The 17,987-nt window shown below is 58.8% G+C and carries 21 protein-coding genes; 14 read left to right on the top strand and 7 right to left on the bottom strand.

Annotated elements, in window-relative coordinates:
• Window positions 1–25: 25 nt before the first annotated feature.
• The 10 genes from BQ8290_RS09700 to BQ8290_RS09655 all read left to right on the top strand — a co-directional run bounded on the left by BQ8290_RS09700 (window position 26) and on the right by BQ8290_RS09655 (window position 9,654).
• Entirely contained in the window at window positions 26–1,216 is a 1,191-nt protein-coding gene (locus tag BQ8290_RS09700) for a phosphatase domain-containing protein (protein ID WP_108789690.1), read from the top strand.
• Window positions 1,217–1,245: 29 nt separating this feature from the next.
• The gene (locus BQ8290_RS09695) at window positions 1,246–2,259 is read left to right on the top strand and encodes an alpha/beta hydrolase (RefSeq protein WP_337661285.1); all 1,014 of its coding nucleotides are present in this window, start codon (window positions 1,246–1,248) and stop codon (window positions 2,257–2,259) included.
• A 12-nt stretch (window positions 2,260–2,271) separates the two neighbouring features.
• A complete protein-coding gene (locus BQ8290_RS09690; protein ID WP_108789686.1) occupies window positions 2,272–3,639 on the top strand; it encodes a M48 family metalloprotease in 1,368 nt (455 codons plus the stop codon).
• A gap of 35 nt (window positions 3,640–3,674) precedes the next feature.
• On the top strand, window positions 3,675–4,376 hold the full coding sequence (locus tag BQ8290_RS09685) for a DsbA family protein (protein WP_108789684.1): 702 nt from the start codon (window positions 3,675–3,677) through the stop codon (window positions 4,374–4,376).
• Between the two features lie 50 nt (window positions 4,377–4,426).
• Window positions 4,427–5,374, top strand: coding sequence for a hypothetical protein (locus tag BQ8290_RS09680; RefSeq protein WP_337661284.1), 948 nt, complete (start codon window positions 4,427–4,429; stop codon window positions 5,372–5,374).
• 114 nt (window positions 5,375–5,488) lie between these two features.
• Window positions 5,489–6,748 carry a histidine kinase gene (locus BQ8290_RS09675; RefSeq protein ID WP_108789680.1) on the top strand — a complete coding sequence of 420 codons (1,260 nt, stop codon included), beginning with the start codon at window positions 5,489–5,491 and terminating at the stop codon, window positions 6,746–6,748.
• Window positions 6,748–7,545 carry a response regulator gene (locus BQ8290_RS09670; protein WP_108792247.1) on the top strand — a complete coding sequence of 266 codons (798 nt, stop codon included), beginning with the start codon at window positions 6,748–6,750 and terminating at the stop codon, window positions 7,543–7,545. The genes BQ8290_RS09675 and BQ8290_RS09670 overlap by 1 nt, the downstream gene beginning before the upstream one ends.
• 105 nt (window positions 7,546–7,650) lie before the next feature.
• Window positions 7,651–8,517, top strand: a complete 867-nt coding sequence (gene nadC, locus BQ8290_RS09665) for a carboxylating nicotinate-nucleotide diphosphorylase (RefSeq protein WP_108789678.1) — start codon at window positions 7,651–7,653, stop codon at window positions 8,515–8,517.
• Window positions 8,514–8,957: a hypothetical protein gene (locus BQ8290_RS09660; RefSeq protein ID WP_108789676.1), complete on the top strand. Its 444-nt coding sequence runs from the start codon at window positions 8,514–8,516 to the stop codon at window positions 8,955–8,957. Before nadC ends, BQ8290_RS09660 begins: the two co-directional genes overlap by 4 nt.
• Before the next feature lie 4 nt (window positions 8,958–8,961).
• Window positions 8,962–9,654 (top strand): ribonuclease T2 family protein, encoded by a 693-nt coding sequence (locus BQ8290_RS09655; protein WP_108789674.1) that lies wholly within the window; start codon window positions 8,962–8,964, stop codon window positions 9,652–9,654.
• Window positions 9,655–9,671: 17 nt separating this feature from the next.
• On the opposite strand, the gene BQ8290_RS09650 is transcribed toward BQ8290_RS09655, so the two are convergent.
• A complete protein-coding gene (locus tag BQ8290_RS09650) occupies window positions 9,672–10,052 on the bottom strand; it encodes an EthD family reductase (RefSeq protein ID WP_108789672.1) in 381 nt (126 codons plus the stop codon).
• Between the two features lie 16 nt (window positions 10,053–10,068).
• Complete coding sequence (locus tag BQ8290_RS09645; RefSeq protein ID WP_108789670.1) at window positions 10,069–10,524, bottom strand: deaminase; 456 nt, start codon at window positions 10,522–10,524, stop codon at window positions 10,069–10,071.
• A 164-nt stretch (window positions 10,525–10,688) separates the two neighbouring features.
• Here BQ8290_RS09645 and rpmB point away from each other — a divergent pair, with 164 nt between their 5' ends.
• On the top strand, window positions 10,689–10,976 hold the full coding sequence (gene rpmB, locus BQ8290_RS09640; RefSeq protein WP_108789668.1) for a 50S ribosomal protein L28: 288 nt from the start codon (window positions 10,689–10,691) through the stop codon (window positions 10,974–10,976).
• Window positions 10,977–11,083: 107 nt separating this feature from the next.
• Here the strand turns inward: rpmB and BQ8290_RS09635 are convergent, their stop codons facing one another.
• The 4 genes from BQ8290_RS09635 to xseA all read right to left on the bottom strand — a co-directional run bounded on the left by BQ8290_RS09635 (window position 11,084) and on the right by xseA (window position 14,862).
• Window positions 11,084–12,079 carry an esterase-like activity of phytase family protein gene (locus tag BQ8290_RS09635; RefSeq protein ID WP_337661283.1) on the bottom strand — a complete coding sequence of 332 codons (996 nt, stop codon included), beginning with the start codon at window positions 12,077–12,079 and terminating at the stop codon, window positions 11,084–11,086.
• 85 nt (window positions 12,080–12,164) lie between these two features.
• Window positions 12,165–13,118: a peptidoglycan DD-metalloendopeptidase family protein gene (locus tag BQ8290_RS09630; RefSeq protein ID WP_108792245.1), complete on the bottom strand. Its 954-nt coding sequence runs from the start codon at window positions 13,116–13,118 to the stop codon at window positions 12,165–12,167.
• Between the two features lie 11 nt (window positions 13,119–13,129).
• Entirely contained in the window at window positions 13,130–13,333 is a 204-nt protein-coding gene (locus BQ8290_RS09625) for a DUF2093 domain-containing protein (protein WP_108789664.1), read from the bottom strand.
• A 23-nt stretch (window positions 13,334–13,356) separates the two neighbouring features.
• A complete protein-coding gene (xseA, locus tag BQ8290_RS09620; RefSeq protein ID WP_108789662.1) occupies window positions 13,357–14,862 on the bottom strand; it encodes an exodeoxyribonuclease VII large subunit in 1,506 nt (501 codons plus the stop codon).
• On the opposite strand from xseA, the gene purD reads away from it, so the two are divergent.
• The 3 genes from purD to BQ8290_RS09610 all read left to right on the top strand — a co-directional run bounded on the left by purD (window position 14,861) and on the right by BQ8290_RS09610 (window position 16,800).
• Complete coding sequence (gene purD / locus BQ8290_RS09615; protein WP_108789660.1) at window positions 14,861–16,129, top strand: phosphoribosylamine--glycine ligase; 1,269 nt, start codon at window positions 14,861–14,863, stop codon at window positions 16,127–16,129. The two genes, xseA and purD, sit on opposite strands and share 2 nt — an antisense overlap.
• 89 nt (window positions 16,130–16,218) lie before the next feature.
• Window positions 16,219–16,350, top strand: a complete 132-nt coding sequence (locus BQ8290_RS15275; RefSeq protein ID WP_443112317.1) for a hypothetical protein — start codon at window positions 16,219–16,221, stop codon at window positions 16,348–16,350.
• 51 nt (window positions 16,351–16,401) lie between these two features.
• A complete protein-coding gene (locus BQ8290_RS09610; RefSeq protein WP_108789658.1) occupies window positions 16,402–16,800 on the top strand; it encodes a hypothetical protein in 399 nt (132 codons plus the stop codon).
• A 158-nt stretch (window positions 16,801–16,958) separates the two neighbouring features.
• Here BQ8290_RS09610 and BQ8290_RS09605 read toward each other — a convergent pair whose 3' ends face one another.
• Window positions 16,959–17,978, bottom strand: a complete 1,020-nt coding sequence (locus BQ8290_RS09605) for a PfkB family carbohydrate kinase (RefSeq protein ID WP_108789656.1) — start codon at window positions 17,976–17,978, stop codon at window positions 16,959–16,961.
• Window positions 17,979–17,987 lie beyond the last annotated feature (9 nt).

The raw sequence follows: 17,987 nt of genomic DNA, 5'->3' as shown, positions 1-17,987 counted from the left end.
TCACCATGTCTTGGGTTTCTCACAAATGGCGGCTAATTCGGCCGCCATGCCTGTTGGTGCCCTCTCCCGATCAAAATCCCGACGCGGCCCCATCCGGGTTCAACCGTTCTTTGGTTTTCGCAACGCCGATCGGCTGTGGTTGAATGCGCGCGCGCTGCGTTCGCGCGAACCGGTGTTTGAGAAACGGTCATTCTGGCGCGATTTTGCGACGATGGTGGGGCAATATATGTCGCACGAAGTCGCTGATCTTACAGTAGAAATTGAATATCAAACGCCCAATGGGCAAATCATGCGACAAACCGCCATAAGCGGGTCCGAAGGGTATGTCCGATTTGATCTGGCGATTGATGACAACAGCCCGCAACCCGAACGAACCCGCTGGGAAAAGGCGCGGTTGTTTTGGAAAGCAGACGGCAATCACGAAAACGTCGCCGAAGCGCATATCCTATCGCCGGGAACACACACTCAATTCGGAGTGATATCGGATATTGACGACACCATTTTGGAAACCGGCATCACCGGCAATATCCGCGCAATTGCCCGCAATTGGCGTCGCATTTTGACCCAAATGCCCGCCGACCGCACCGTCGTACCCGGGGCAAGCGCATTTTACGCGGCGATTGGCGGCAATCCGGCGGGGTCACGCGAACCTGCCTCTGCGATTGACGCTTTGGTCCCTCAAGCGCGGGTCCGGCCGGTCTTCTATGTTTCTTCCAGCCCGTGGAACCTGTTTTCCTACTTGGTCACGTTCAAACGGTCCCGCGGCCTGCCAATAGGACCGGTTATGTTGCGCGATTGGGGTTTCAATCGGCAAACGCTGGGCAAAGAAGGGCATGGCACGCACAAAGTTGAGGCGATCCACCGCATCCTGACCACATTCCCACATCTGCGTTTCGCTTTGATCGGCGATGACACACAAAAAGACCTCGCCGCGTTTGGCGCCACGGCGGCAGCGTTTCCCGGCCGGATTGCGGCGGTTTTCATCCGATCCGTTTCGGGCGAACCGTTGAACGATGAACAATTGCAGGCCAAGGACATCCTCAACAAAGCCGGGGTCCCTTTTTGGATGGGCAGCGATTATCACACGGCGGAAGGTTTTTTAAAGGACGCTGGGCTGGATCTCGAAGGCGGGGTTGAGCGTTTGGTCCGTACAGCAAGCGAAGGCGATCGCGGTGTAACCAAGGGTGCAACGGCGTCGGAAGACCAAGAAAGGTGAACACGAAAGTGAGCAAGGGAGTGCGCAGATTGCTTTGGATTTTGGGTGGTTTGGCCGTGATTGTGATCATCGCCGCAATCGCATTGCAGGTGGCCATATCGCGCAACGGCCCCGCCGTTTTGAGCGCGGTCGATTATGTGACCGGCGCCTCTCAAACCCCGGAATTGAGCGGGAAAGAGCAAGCAACGATTTCGACCGGCGCGCACCCACAACAAAAATTGGTGATTTGGGGACCAGAACGCCGCGACCCGGCGGACGCGCCGCTCCCCGTGTTGCTTTTCGCACATGGTGGATCATGGCGGAGCGGGGATCCGGTCGATTATGGATTTATTGGACGCACTTTCGTGGCCGAAGGGTTCATTGTGGTCCTATCAGGGTATCGTTTGGGCGAAGATGGCAAATATCCTGCCATGCTCGAAGACACCGCCAGCGCGATTGCATGGACGCATAAAGAAATCGCCTCCTATGGCGGCGACCCGGATCGAGTTGTGATCGCAGGCCATTCGGCGGGTGCGTACAATGTTGTGACGACCGCTCTCGAAGAACAATGGTTGGGCCGCAGGGGTCTTTCGTCCGATGCTATTGCCGGTGTGATTGGCCTATCGGGTCCGTATGATTTTGTGCCCTTCGACAGCGAATCAACCATCGCCAGTTTCGGCCATGTCGATGACCCGGCGGCAACCCAACCGATCACCCATGCACGTCTGGATGGGCCGCCTATGTTGTTGATCCATGGTGATAAAGATACGCTGGTCTATCCGCGCAACACCCGCGTTTTGACCAACACAATCGACCGGATGCGCGCCGATGCGGCCGAGAATATCGATTGGGATGAAACGGAATTCAACGATGATCAAAGGGGCAGTGTGGTCGCGCATTTTTATGCAGAAATGGAACACAACGACCCCCTGATTTCGATCGCGGCGCCCTGGCGTTCGCGGCGTGATATTGCGGATGTGATGGCGGAATTTGCGCGGACCGTTCCATCGGCGGGTGCGGTCGAAGCGGAAACTTCAGTTCCCGTTCAGGGCGAAACGCGTTAGCGTCCGTTTCTGATGCGCGCTCTTCACACTCTTTGTGCCTACACTCTTGCGCTGCTGGCGGCGGTTGCCTTCGCGGTTCAACCGGTGGCGGCGCAATCCGTTTTGCGCGATGCAGAGACCGAAGAATTGCTGCGCGATATGGCGCGCCCTCTTATCGAAGCGTCTGAGTTGGAGCCGGGCAATGTTGAGATTGTTCTCATCAATGATCCGTCGATCAACGCATTCGTCGCCGGGGGCCAGGTCGTCTATGTTCACGCCGGTCTAATAAATGCGGCGGAGACGGCCAATGAAGTCCAAGGCGTTATCGCGCACGAATTGGGTCACATAACCGCTGGTCACGTCGTCCGTTTTAACGAACGCACGCGCGGTGCCCAAGGGATCACGATCCTTTCGCTGTTGTTGGGTGTTGGGGCCGCTTTGGCCGGTGCAGGCGATGCCGCATTCGGTGCGATCATGGCCGGACAACAAGCCGCTGCGGGCAATTTCCTAGCGTTCAATCGCAACCAAGAAGCCGCGACCGACCTTGCCGGCGCGCGGTATTTGTCGGGTGCAGGCATTTCGGGCCGGGGCAGCCTCGCTTTCTTTGAAAGACTGCGGAATTTGGAAATTCGTCGCGGGTTCAGCCAATCAGACGAAGCCGCCTATGGACGCACGCACCCATTGGCCGGGGATCGCTTGCAAACCTTGCGCACACTCTACGCCGAAGATCCTGCGTGGGATGCGCCGGATGATGCCGATCTACAGGCACGTTTCCTCGCGGTGCGCGCCAAATTGTATGGATATTTGGCCCCTTCGGAGCGAACGCTGCAACAATATCCGCTGGCCGATACCAGCGTTCCGGCGCGCTATGCCCGCGCCTATGCCTATCACAAAGACGCCCAGATTGAGAACGCACTGGCCGAGGCGGATGCGCTGCTCTCGATGAATCCGAATAACCCCTATTACCTTGAATTAAAAGGACAAATTCTATTAGAATCGGGCCGCCCGCACGACGCTCTGGCGCCGTTGCGCCGGGCAACGGATATCACATTGAATCAACCGTTGATCGCGGGAATTTTTGGTCATGCCCTTATCGCGACAGAGGATGAGGCGAATTACGCCGAAGCAGAACGCGTGTTGCGCGCGGCCGTGGCCAAAGATCGCTTTAACCCGTTTGCGTGGTACCAATTGGGCGTGGTCTATGCCGCGCGCGGCGACATCCCCCGCGCGCGATTGGCCAGCGCCGAACAACAAGTGATGAGCCGGAATTACCCCGAAGCCATCCGCAGCGCGCAAGCCGCCGAAGCCGGGCTACCTTATGGATCGCCCGATTGGATCCGCGCACAAGATATTGGGCTACAGGCGCGCGCCGAACTGGAACGTATCCGCGACAGCCGCTAAAGACCGCTCACATTCAATCAATGGAACTCTCCTCAATGGAACCGGCATTGCGAAACACTCTGCTTACTGCGCTGCTTGCGCTCGTATTTGGCTTTTTGGGCGCGGCGACATGGTCGTATTCTGGCCTTGCCGACAACCGGACGCGCGCGTTTCTGTTGGAAAAACCCGAAATCTTGAAAGAGGTCGCCGAAGCGTTGGCTCGGCAGGAATCTCAAGAGCGCCTCTCGTCCTTGGGCGATGATCTCTACACGCCATTTCCCGGCGCAGTGATCGGCAATCCCGAAGGGTCAAAAGTTCTAGTCGAATTCACCGACTACAATTGCCCCTATTGCCAAGCGAGTCTGGCGGATGTGCAACAGCTTGTTGACGAAGACCCAGATCTTAAAGTCGTGATGCGCGAATGGCCCATTTTTGAAGGCAGCGAAGGGGCCGCACGGATGGCTTTGGCCGCCGGATTGCAGGGCAAGTATCGCGAATTTCATGAAAAGATTTTCGAATTGGGCCCAACATCTCCCGCGACGGTCGAAACGGCCGCGCGCGCCATCGGCCTAGATATGGAACAAGCCCGCGCCGACGCCGCATCCGAAGCGGTTTCGGTGGAGTTGGTGCGCAATCTGACATTCGCCCAATCCTTGGGCTTTAGCGGCACGCCGGCTTTCATTGCGGTCGACACCCCTTTGGCAGGGGCCGTCGGCTATGACCGGTTGAAAGAAGCGCTCGACAACGCCCCATCATAATGCGGCCATGGCGGGTATTTGGGGCGGGGGCGACGTTGGCCCTATGCGCGTTGTCCACATCAGCAACGGCGGATGTGGATTGGGATCGGGTTGATCTGGCCCAAGAACGCGCCGCGATTGAACGTTTCCAAGCCTACGATCAAAAAATGCAGGATGTTGGATGGACGTTGTTGCGCGGCAATGCCGGTTTCTGCGATCGCGTCATCCCATCGGTCGGCCTGCAATTGCAGGATTTGGCCAGCTATGGCGGACCCATAGTTGGGCGTGCGGCATTGGGTATGGAGCGGGATTTTGCCGTTCAAACCGCGGCGCGCGGATCGCCGGCTGCGCTGTCTGAACGGTTCGCGACCAATCGCGAGATCGTTCGCCTCGGGTCCATTGATCCCAATGGGTGGGAGGCGGAGGAACGACTCGATCCAGAACGCCTTACCCGTGCCCATGACCATATTGACGCGACGCTTGTCGAAGATGGCACCATATCCATCGCTTTTGCCGACGGCGAATCCGTGGATTTGGACCCGGTCGAAGTGTGCGCCACGCGCTTTGTCTTGGTAAGCAACAGCAACACCGCGCGCGGGGGCCGCGACCGGGTGTTTTTCGGGATCAATTTTCCCGGCTTCGCCTATGACGAGGATGTCTTTGCCGCCGCAGTCGCGCACGAATTGGCGCACAATTTGTTGAATCACAGCGATTGGTTGGACCGCAACCGCCGCAGCCAACGCAATGTCCGACGCACAGAGCGCGAGGCCGATCGGTTGATGCCATGGCTGCTCGCCAATGCGGGGTACGATCCGTCCGCGGCGCAACAATTTATGGAAACTTGGGGCCCGCGCCATGATGGCGGTTTGTTGCGGAATCGCTCTCACGAAGGGTGGGACGAGCGCGTCGAACATATCGCAGCCGAAATCCCCTTGGTGCGCGCATTGATGCAAAGCGATGGAGCCGCCGATTGGTCCCTTCATTTCCGCCGCGAAGTGGACCCGCGCCAAGGCATGTGATGCCGGCGATTTGCGCCCAACGTGCGTTCAACGGTTCATCGCATACGCCCACTTTATCCTGATCCGCCCGTTTGCCCCTGCACGGGCGTTAAAATTGCGCTACATAGGATCAGCATGTCGATGATCCGCATCCAACCTGCGCCGTTTTTTGAGAGCAAGAACCGGGCCTTTTGGAACCTCCAACTGGCGGGTTGGGGCGGCGCATTTCTGCTGCGTGCGTTGAACACCTTGGCCAACGGCCTGCCGTACAATCAACTCGTTTTGAACCTGGTGACGACCATCACCGGTTTTTCGATCAGTCTCGTTCTCTCCGTCATTTATCGCCAATTGATCGATCGCAAGCCGATTGTGACATGGGGCGGCACGGCTCTGGTCTTATTTGCCGGCGTCGTCGTCTACGCATCCATCGATGCGTGGGTTCAAGATCTGTATTACGCCGGCAGCCGGGACACGACATTTGCCCAAAGGTTTGTTGGCATCACCTACATCCCCCTCACGCTTTTGGGCGGGTGGAGCGCGCTGTATTACGCGATCAACTTCTTCCTAACGGTCGAAGAACAAGCCGACCGATTGGAACGGTTGGAGGCGCAGGCAACGTCGGCGCAATTGGCCATGTTGCGGTATCAATTGAACCCGCATTTCCTATTCAACACTTTGAATTCCATCAGCACACTGGTCCTGCTTAAACAGACAGAGCCGGCCAATGCGATGTTGACCCGTTTGTCGGGATTCTTGCGCCACACATTGATCACCGAACCCGGATCTCAGGTTACTTTGGCCCAAGAGGTCGAAACCCTTCAACTGTATCTCGACATTGAACGCATGCGATTTGAAGAGCGGTTGCGCACGCATTTCGACATTGATGACGCGGCGTTGGACGCGCGGCTGCCATCGATGTTGTTGCAGCCATTGATCGAAAACGCGGTCAAATATGCGGTTAGTCCGCAAGAAGAAGGCGCGAGCATTTCGGTCACCGCCCGATTGGTCGGCGGGCGATTGCGCATGACGGTCGAAGACACCGGCCCCGGTGTTGATGGGCCGGTGCAATTGAGCATGTTGGAATACACCGCAACCGGCGCAGCCAAAGCCACGCCCAGCGCGACATCAACCGGTGTCGGCCTTGGCAATATCCGCAATCGTTTGATGCAAGGATACGGCGACAACCACCTGTTTGAAACACAATCACGGCCCGGCGGCGGCTTCGCCGTGCTTATTGAAATTCCGTATGAACGGTTTTCCCAATCCGCAGAAGCGAACGCAACGCAATCCCCCGCAATCACGCATCCGCCAACCACCCATGCGCCTTCCCCCGATGGCGCGGCAGGCGGCCCAGTGATTAACATCAACCCCCAACGCGCCATTGGAAATTCATGATGACCATCCGCACCATCCTCGTCGATGACGAAAAACTCGCGATACAAGGCCTGCAATTGCGGCTCCAGCCGCACGAAGATGTCGAAGTGATCGACACATGTTCAAACGGGCGCGAGGCCATTCGCAAAATCAAGACAGAGAAACCCGATCTCGTCTTTCTCGACATTCAAATGCCCGGTTTTGACGGTTTCTCCGTCGTCAAAGGAGTGATGGAGATTGAACCGCCCTTGTTCGTCTTTGTGACCGCCTATGAAGAACACGCGATCCGCGCTTTCGAAGCGAACGCGGTCAATTACCTGATGAAGCCGGTTGATGAAGACAAATTGGCCGACACGATTGAACGTGTGCGCCAACGTCTGGCTGAAAAAAAATCATCCGAAGATGCGGAACAATTGTTGGATGTTCTTGCCGAAGTCGCCCCCGATCGCGCCGCCGATTTTGGCGCGGATACTGGCGAAAGCGCGGATCGCTTTGAAAAATTGATCAATGTGAAAGATCGCGGCCAAATCTTTCGGGTTGAAGTGGATTCAATCGAACACATCGATGCCGCCGGCGATTACATGTGCATCTTTACCGGCGACAATTCGTTGATCCTACGCGAAACGATGAAGGATTTGGAACGACGGCTTGATCCGCGCAAATTCCAACGCGTCCACCGCTCCACCATCGTGAACCTAGACCAAGTGCGTCAGGTGAAACCGCACACCAATGGTGAATGCTTCTTGGTCTTGGATTCGGGCGCTGAGGTGAAGGTTTCGCGCAGCTACCGCGATGTAGTGGCGCGCTTTGTGCACTGATTGACCTTGCAAGGGCGCATGCGCGCTTTCGTTCTGACCGGACGTCCTATGCCGACAAAAGGTGGTCACCCTTGCGGACCGTGCGGGTCCGTTTATTGAGGGTCCATGACCTTCTCTTTGCCCGGCTTTGACCTCGACACCTTCATCCGATCCACCCTTGCCGAGGACCTCGGCGTGGGAATGGATGGCGGCGGTAAGGATGTTACCTCCGAAAGCGTGATCCCCGCCGATGCGCAATTTGCTGGGGTCATGGACAGCCGCGATCCGGTTGTCGTTGCCGGGCTTCCGTTGGCGGAGGCGTTTTTTCGGCACCTTGATCCCGATTGCACCATCGAAAGCCTGGTCAAAGACGGCGACAGAGTGGCCGCAGGCACCGACGTGATGCGCCTGACCGGCAATGCGCGCGCGCTTTTGACAGCGGAACGCAGCGCATTGAACATCGTGCAGCATCTATCGGGCATCGCAACCATGGCGCGCGAATATGTTGATGCCATGCGCAAAGGTTCGGCGACCTGCACATTGCTCGACACGCGCAAGACATTACCGGGCCTGCGCGTGCTGGAGAAATACGCCACGCGCCAAGGCGGCGCGCAGAACCACCGTATGGGATTGTGGGATGCTGCGATGATCAAAGACAACCATGTCGCGGTGGCAGGGTCTGTGGGAGAGGCGGTGCGCCGGGCAAGAGATGCGGGCGTCAAGCCGATCATTTGCGAAGTCGACAGATTGGATCAAATTGAACCCGCGATTGCCGCAGGTGCGCATCACTTGCTGCTCGACAATATGTCACCCGATGTCCTGCGCGAAGCAGTCGCCATGGTCGCTGGCCGCACCGCAACTGAAGCCAGCGGAGGCATCAACTTGGACACCATCGCCGCAAAGGCTGCGAGCGGAGTGGACTATTGCTCGGTCGGCAGACTCACGCAAAGCGCGCCCGCGGCGGATGTTGGGTTGGATTTTAAGCCGGTATGAAGCTCGCAAGGGGTGCGCGGCCTTGGACAATATGGGCGTTTGCTGCTTGTGCTGTGTTGATTGCACTAATCAATTTATTTGGCGCAATCACAGATCTAGAGCTTACAGAAGACCAGCTTGTGCACGCGATCCCTTGGGTTGACTGGAATGGCGAATCAACAATCATTGCGGTTTTCACAGAATTTACCATCTCGCTGATTCCTATGGTCTGGATCGTCGGTTTTGCGTCAAGGATTGCGTGCTGGGTTTTGCTATTCTTCGGGCTTCTGAAAATTCCCGGGGCCCTCTTCACATTGCTCACTTCCGTTTGGTTCGCTGATGGTGTGTTTTTCCACCTGATGGAGCCCTCGCTCATCTTGGCGGCACTTGTTCTTGTGTTTTCAGACAGCGCATCACGTTGGCTTCGGCAAGAGGAGGCAAATCCTGAAACATTTGCTTAGCCTCATGGCAGCCGCAGCGCTTGCCTCGGCACTCACCCCCACGACCGCCAACGCCCAAGCGTACCAATGCCGCGCGCCGCAAATTAGCAGCGTCCCGCGCGTTTCGCCCGATCAACGCCCTCGCGTCGTGCCGATCACCGGCTACACCATGGCGCTAAGCTGGTCGCCCGCCTTTTGCCGCACCCGCCAAGACAATCGCTCGCACGCCGCGCAATGTTCCGGTGACAATGGCCGCTTTGGCCTAGTGGTGCATGGTCTGTGGCCTCAGGGTAGCCGGACATGGCCGCAATGGTGCGGGTCGGACAATGCCCTCACCCCGCGCGAGGTGCGACAAAACATGTGCATGATGCCATCCGCCCGCCTGATCGCGCGCCAATGGGCAAAACACGGCAGTTGCATGACGCGCCGCCCCGAAACCTATTTCGCCGTCACACGCATCCTGTGGGACAGCTTGCGCATTCCCGATTATGACCGGATCAGCCGCGAAGATGGCCTCACCGCAGGCCGCATCCGCCAAGCCTTCGCCGACGCCAACGGCGGGTGGAGCCCGTCGCAAATCGGCGTGAAGTTAAACCGTGATGGCTGGCTGGAGGAAATCCGCCTGTGTTACGGACGCCGTTTCCGCCCGGCCCGCTGCGATGACCGCCGGTACGGCGCGCGAGACGGGACGCGGGCGCGGATTTGGCGGGGGCTTTAGAACAACGTCGGCGACGGTCAGATAACTTCGATTTCCTCGGACAGAAAGATCGGGGAATTGGCCAAATCGATAAATTTCGCCTCATCATCCAAAAGCGCCTTACCCGCGGCTTTCACGTCGGGATTGTCTGCATTGGCTGTCATCGCTTCGATGCTGTCATACCAAAGCTCTGCGACACCATCATAGGGAGCTGCGGGTTCCTTGGCATCGCCTTGACGCGATGCGCCAATCATCACGCTTAGCGCGCTTTCACGGCTGTGGGATTGGACATAGCGTCGAATGCCCAAAACGTCCTTATGCCGCGCAACCAACGGCGCGTGCGTTTGGGACCAGTAGCACTGAAATTCAGCAACGCTCATGCCTTCTTTACGGCGTAAGCAGAATATCAATTTGATCACAGTTCGCGTCCCATTTTTACCGCCGCTCCTTAAAAAAGGCGCGCAACATATCCGCCGCTTCGGCCTCACCCATGCCGGAATACACCTCTGGCCGGTGCAGGCATTGTTCTTGTTCAAACACGCGTGCGCCGTGTTCGACCGCGCCGCCTTTCGCATCGCTCGCCGCGTAATACAGCCGCGCGATCCGGGCGTGAGAGATTGCACCCGCGCACATCGCGCATGGCTCCAACGTCACGTATAAATCGCAATCCAACAAACGGTCCTGGCCCAGCGTCTCCGCTGCCATTCTCAGCGCGCGAATCTCTGCATGGCCTGTGGGATCAGGGGGTGATCGTGTGGCGTTGGCGGCGACCGCAATCACTGCATCTCCGCGCACAACCACAGCCCCAACCGGCACCTCGCCTGCATTCGCGGCGGCATGCGCAGCATCCAATGCGGCTTGCATTGGGGCGGGGATTGGCCATTGGGTCATAGGTCCCGCGCTACCGGGGAGCCGGACACAGTGCAACTCTGCTTGACGATTCGGGTATCGGTGGATATGTGGCGCGCTTCCCGGGAAAACCGAGCAATAGGCCCGCTTTTGTAAAGCGGGCGTGTTTGACTTTGACCCGCCACTTTGAACAAACGAGAGATATCATGTCGCGGATTTGCGAACTGACCGGCAAAGGTCGCCAAGTCGGCCACAATGTGAGCCACGCCAACAACAAGACCAAGCGCGTCTTCCTGCCCAACCTGCAGAAAGTCACCTTGCTCAGCGAAAAGCTGGATCGCAGCTTCCGCTTCCGCGTGTCGACCAATGGCCTGCGTTCGGTTGAACACAATGGCGGTCTCGACAATTGGTTGCTCAAAACCAAAGACGAGAAGCTTTCTGATCGCGCTTTGAAAGTGAAGCGTGAGCTGAAGAAAGCCACGGCTGCTGCCTAAATTTTGGCGCGCCGGGCTTTGGCCGGGCTGCTGCTTTAACAAAAAGGGCGTGCGTTGATTTTCGCGCGCCCTTTTTGTGTGCGCGATCAATGCACCGCGTGGGTGTATCAATTGACGGCGTCGATGTCCCCGGGCCAATCGAACCGCACCAGAAGGCTGCGTTGAAACATCGACAGATTGTCATCACTGATCAAGTAGATCGCGCCAGAACCGTCTTCTGCGCCCTCGCTTGTGTCTTTGACAAAGGCGATCCCTTCGAAATTCTCTCCAAATAACGGCCCATCGAGATAGGTGATAATATCGCCGGTCCACACGCCGCCGGGTTCTATCGTTGCCGGATCGGCGCGCATGATCGCCGCGTCAAAATCGGCGGGCACGTTGATCTGCACCCGGCGCAATAGGATCAAAACCGATCCATCGGGCAAAGCGGTCGCATCCACCGGCGAATATTTGGGCGGCGTGGAAATTCTGAATTGGGTGGGTGCGCCTTCGTTGATTGGATCGCCGGCAAACAACAGGCCCGGCCGGTCCGTGCGTCCGATACCCTCTGGCGCTTCGGCTAGAATGATGAACGACCCATCATCCAATCTCGCCATCGCCTCAGGCCCGGAATTGGCGCTCCACCGGCGCATTTCGGCGGGCGCGCGGCGCGTGCTGGTCCCGTCCAACATATCGCGTTGAACCGCGTTGAACCCTTCATAGGTGGTCCACAAAGTTCCCGTTTCGGGATCGCGGGCCATCGCTTCTAGATCGACCATTTCTAAGAAGGAATCGCGCCGCTGGGCGAAATAGACAAATTGCATGCCGCCCTGTGTCGGTTCACCCGATTGAATAGGAATATCAAGCGACCATCCGCGATCGCTGCCCGCCAACAAACCCATCTCCCCTGCACCATTGCTGGTATCTACCAGAGCTGAAAACCCGCCAAAGAACGGATGCGTGGCGGTGATTTCCCAGACGCCCGAAACCTGCAAATCCCCCCGGACGCCATCACGCACAGCGTCGCTGTTGCTCAATGCGGTCAGTGTGATGACGATCTCTTGCGGATTGGGATCGATCGAGGTGCGCAGAAATGTCCCCGGAGCAAGGCCCAGAGCAATCACGCAAACAAGGGTTAGACGGCGATAGATGGCAAGGCCCCTTGACCGCGACGGGTGCAATCGGTCCGACCGGACCTCTTGGCTAAACTCAATTCATAGGGCCCACGAAAAGCAGCGGATCCAATCGCGCCGCTTTCCATTTCAAACCCCAATGCAAATGCGGGCCGGTCGCGCGACCTGTCGATCCGACATTGCCAATATGCTGGCCCTGGGTGACCGATTGCCCTTCTTCGACAACGATCCGGCTGGCATGCAAAAACGCGCTGTTGAGCCCTTGGCCGTGATCGATGATGATCAATCCGCCCTCAAGGCTAAAACCGGTCCGCGCCAACACGACCACACCATCGGCAGGCGCGACAAATGGCACACCGTTGCCCGGCGCGATATCGATGCCGCCGTGATAGCTGCCCGGTTCGCCGCGATAGATGCGTTGGCGACCAAAACGGCCGGAAATCCTGCCTTTGACCGGCCAGATGAAATCCTGACTCCAACCGGTTGCCCCCGTTTGTTGAGCCCGCGATTCAACGATGGCGTTCAATTCGGGCCGTCGGCGCGCCATAAAGGCGGCGCTTGCCCCGCCCGGACGCCGCGCCACATTCACTCGTTCGATCTGCCAATCGCGTGGGCTAATGGTCAGATTCTCGCGGACGATTTGACCGTTGGCCAATGTCGCAGAAAGGGCGAGTGTGCCGGGGCTGTCGCGGTCGAACGCGGCAAAGAATGTCCCGTCTTCGGCAATGTCGATGGATTGTTCGCCCAAAGACGCCTGAACCGTGGTGTCGGGCGCACGGCCACGGATGTACCCGCCTTGGGTCATCTCTCCACTATACGCGAATTCCACCAGAGCCGGGACAGCAGGCGGCGCCGGTTCGGGTGGCGCTGGCAAAGTGGCCTCCGCCGCGATGGTCTGCCCGGTGTCGGTTGCGGTTTCGGCGGTGTCTTCGACCGCCGATTCAGTTTCTGGCGCAGCGGAACCGCTTCCGACACAGCTCGTCAAAGCGGCGATGGCGAATGCCGGCGGAACCAGAACAGCCCAGCTCATGAGGCGGCCCATCACCCTAGATCGAGAAGGCGGCGCGTCGCAATCTCACACGAAGCATACGCCTCTTGGTGATCCGCGCTCCAATAGCGCAATTCTTCCAAGGGGATCGCTTCGCCAGAAACGGCGCACAACACGTGTTGCCCCGGGCGCAAAACCCGAAAGCTGGAGGGGCCATAATAGAGTTTGGCGGCTTTATCGCTGGTCGACATCAACATGATTGCTTCCCTAACACGAAAGCCTATCCGAACAAATCATCTTGCTGAGGTGATGGTGGTTTAGGGCGCGGTTTTCTGCTCGGTTTTGGGGCGGCGGCGGCGGACTGTTGCACCGGTGCCGATTGGGCAGGAGGCGGGGTATCGCCAACCCCCACGGAAAGATCGCCGTCCTTGAATTGCAGCACCAGCGCAGCTTCCTCCGCCGCTTGTGTTTTGCCGGTCAACGCCGTGCCTGCCGTGTTCCGCACAATCGCATAACCACGCTCAAGCGGTTTTTCCGGGTGAAGTTGACTGGCGACGCGGGTCAGCGCGTCCAATCGATCGCGCGCAGCAACCATTGGGCGTTGCACCAATGCAGGCACCAATCGCGCGCGAACCAACCGCGCTTTGCCATCATCCAACGCCCGGTTCAGCAGTCGCGGGGACAGGCGTGTGGCCACGCCCGCCAATTCTTCGCGACCCTTGCCCGCCCGGTCGCGCAGACCCCGGCGCAAACGCTCCGACAGATCATCAAGCCGCTGCGCTTGCGGCTGCAGCAATGTTTGCGCGCGGGGCATCCGCCGAACACGCGCCTCCAACCGTTCGCGCCCCAATTCCACGGGGCGATGCACTGCGCGGCGTTGTCGCGCGCCAAAATCGGCCAAAGTCGCATCCAGATCGGCACGCACTGGGACCGCCATCTCCGCCGCGGCGGTGGGTGTCGGGGCACGGCGATCGGCAGCGTAATCGGCCAAAGTCGTGTCGGTTTCGTGGCCAACCGCGCTGATCAAGGGGATCGTGCAATCGGCGATGGCGCGCACGACCTCTTCTTCGTTGAAGCTCCACAAATCTTCGATCGACCCGCCGCCGCGCGCAACAATCACCACATCGGGTCGCGCCACCGGCCCGCCAGGTTCCAACGCGGAAAACCCCCGGATGGCCCCCGCAACTTGCGCCGCCGCACCGGGCCCTTGGACCAATACGGGCCACACCACGACGTGGCTGGGAAAACGATCTGCCAAACGATGCAGGATATCGCGAATGACCGACCCCGTGGGCGAGGTAACGACGCCAATTGTGCGCGGCAGATAGGGCAATCGCCGCTTGCGCTCCGGCGCGAACAAACCTTCGCCTTCCAATCGGGCCCGCGTTTTTTCCAACAGCGCGAGAAGCGCACCTTCTCCTGCGATTTCCAAACTGTCGATCACGACCTGATATTTGGATCGTCCCGGATACGTCGTCAGCTTGCCGCTTGCGATCACTTCGAGCCCATCCTCGGGCACAAATGCCAACCGCCCGGCATTGCCGCGCCACATCACGCCGTCCAACACCGCTTTGTCGTCTTTTAGGGCGCAATACATATGGCCAGAGGCCGCCCGTTTTACACCCGATAATTCCCCACGCAGCCGCACATATCCAAACCGTTCTTCAACGGTCCGCTTAAGACTTTGCGAAATCTCGGTGATCGACATCGCACCGGCGTTGTCGCCCTGCTTTTCGCGCGCTAACAGCCTGTCTTGCGGTGTGGATGAAGAAGGAGCGCGCGCCATGAATGTCCTGTTGCTGGGGTCGGGTGGACGCGAACATGCGTTAGCGTGGAAGCTATCGCAATCCCCCACCTGCGATACACTTTACGCCGCCCCCGGAAATCCGGGCATTGGCGACAACGCGACCTGTGTTGCGATTGACATGACCGATCATGCAGCGGTGATCGAATTTTGCAAAGGGCACGATGTCGGCCTTGTTGTGATCGGACCAGAGGCCCCGTTGGTCGATGGCCTCGCCGACAGTTTGCGCGCCGGCAATATCCCGACATTTGGCCCATCGAAAGCCGCCGCCCAATTGGAGGGCAGCAAAGGCTTTACCAAGGACCTGTGCGAACGCGCGCGCATCCCCACTGGCGGCTATATCCGCACGACGTCGCTGGATCAGGCGGTGGCCGCATTGGCCGACTACACCGCGCCTTATGTTTTGAAAGCCGATGGCTTGGCCGCGGGCAAAGGCGTGGTCATCGCGCAAGATTTGGATGAGGCGAAGGCCGCGCTTTCCGATATGTTTGGCGGCGGGTTTGGCGCCGCGGGCGCCGAAGTCGTGATCGAAGAATTCCTTGAAGGCGAAGAGGCGAGCTTTTTCGCGCTAACTGACGGCACCGCCATCATGCCGTTCGGCACGGCACAAGATCACAAACAGGTTGGCGAAGGGGACGTCGGCGCGAACACCGGCGGCATGGGCGCATATTCCCCCGCGCCCGTTTTGACCGAGGAATTGCAGGCCCGCACCATCAAAGAGATCATCCAGCCGACCGTGGACACGATGCGCGCAGAAGGCATGCCCTATTCCGGCGTGCTCTATGCCGGGTTGATGCTGACCAAAACCGGCCCGCAATTGATCGAATACAATTGCCGTTTTGGCGACCCGGAATGCCAAGTGTTGATGATGCGGTTGAACGGCGATTTGGTCCAGATCATGCTGGCATGTGCCCAAGGGCGTTTGAGCGAAGTGGACGCCGGTTTCGCCGATGAAACCGCCCTAACCGTGGTGATGGCCGCCAAAGGCTATCCCGGAACGCCGGAAAAAGGCGGCGCGATTGGCCTCAAGGAGGCTGAAAGCGCAGATGCCAAGATTTTCCACGCAGGCACCAAGCTCGTGGACGGCCAACTTGTCGCCAATGGCGGGCGCGTTTTGAACGTCACGGCCAAAGGGGCAAATGTCACCGAAGCGCAAGCACGCGCCTATGAAGCGGTGGACGCGGTGGACTTTACCAGCGGATTTTGCCGCCGCGATATCGGTTGGAAAGAGGTTGCGCGGGAGAGGTGATGATTGCCTTCTCATCTTCACCGGATATTAGCGCAGCGGACCCGCGATCTGCGAGGGCATTTTCAAACCCTCATCCCTTTATCTAAGGGGTGCAATATGCGTGCGCCGAACAATTCATGATGGCGGCAAAGGCGCATTTTTTTGGCGACACCGCCCGCGCGGCCGCGATTATGGCCACGCCGGATCCGATGGTTCACAAACGCATCGTCGCCCAAGCCTAAGGGTTTGATCAAGATCAATGACGCGCAACAAATGGCCTGTTCATATGCGGCATGATCCAAAATCTGCCCCCGCTCGCCCACCTCACAGCAATTAGCACGCTTGCGATCTTCGCCAGCGCAACATCCGCCTGCCATTCTGGCCGTTCGGGCAACGGTTCGGTGCTGGTGGCCTCAACCGTTTGGTCGCCTGACCCGCCTGCTTTTGTTGAGGCGGCATGCGCGGATTGTCATTCGGTGGAGCCTGCGTTTTTGTCGCCCAACCCGAACGCGCCAAGCTTTGCATCCATCGCGAACCGCGAAGGGCTTACCGACGACACGCTGTCATCGTGGTTGATCAATGCGCACAATTACCCAGAAGTGATGGATTTCGACCTACGCGCCAAGCAAGCCGAGCTCGTGGCCGACTATATTATCTCACTCAAGCGCGAAGACTACGTGCCCGAGCAGTGAAATTTTCCTACACGCGGCAAAGCGGTTAAGGCAGGCACCGCTCTTTCACACCGTTAGTCCCCCACTCAAAGGTTCGCATTCCGACCGCAAGGTTTAGCCCCTTGGACCGTGTAACATGCGGTCCATGTCTCACTTTATCAGCACGCTTTGCGCAAAGCTTAGAGCTTATCCGCCATAAGGGCCTGCATGTCGGTCGCCGGGCGTGGGCCGTAGTGTGAGATCACCTCGGCCGCTGCGATGGCGCCGCGTTTGAGGCATGTCTCCATCGCCTCACCCTTGGCATGGCCGGACAGGAAGCCAGCGGCGAATTGATCGCCTGCGCCGGTCGTATCGACGACCTTGGCGACGGGTTCGGCGCTGACCTGAGCGCGCTCTCCGCCGGCCGCCGCATGCGCGCCGTGTTCGCCGCGCGTTGCGACCAGAACCGGCACTTTGGCGGCAACCGCGTCAAAGCCCGCGTCAAAGTCAGCCTCTCCGGTCAGCGTCGCCAGCTCGCTCTCGTTCACGAAAAGGATATCGATCAAGCCATCGTCGATCATCGCACGGAAATCATCGCCGTGGCGGTCAATCACAAAGCTCTCGCTCGCGGTGAACGCGACCTTGCGGCCTGCTGCGCGCGCGACGTCGATGGCCCGGCGCATGGCCCGGCGCGGTTCCTCTGGGTCCCACAGATACCCTTCGAGATAGAGGATCGCGGCGGACGCGATCAGTTCCTCATCCAGTGCGGCGGCGGGCAGATACTGACCTGCGCCAAGGAAAGTGTTCATCGTCCGCTCGCCATCGGGCGTCACAAAGATGAGGCAACGGCCGGTTGGCGGCTCATTATCGCTGCCATCCGTTGGGCGCATCGGCGTGTCGAAATCGATCCCAACAGAGCGAATGTCATGGGCAAAGACTTCGCCAAACTGATCATCGGCAACTTGGCCGATAAAGGCGCATTGGGTGCCCAATTCAGCCAGCCCCGCGAGCGTGTTGGCGGCCGAACCGCCGGATGTCTCCGTCGCCGGACCCATAGCGGCATAAAGCCGGTCCGCGCCCTCTGCGTCGAGCAAGGTCATCCCGCCCCGCTCAAGACCCAGATCGTTGATATCGGCGTCTTCGCACGATGCGATAATATCAACGATGGCGTTGCCGATGGCGATGACGTCATAACGCGGCGGATTTGCAGTGTCGGGCAAGGGTGATGT

The organism is Erythrobacter sp. Alg231-14, from assembly GCF_900149685.1.
Classification (GTDB): domain Bacteria; phylum Pseudomonadota; class Alphaproteobacteria; order Sphingomonadales; family Sphingomonadaceae; genus Erythrobacter.
The sequence above is the reverse complement of the archived record's forward strand: the minus strand, read 5'-3'. Positions and strand labels throughout refer to the sequence as shown.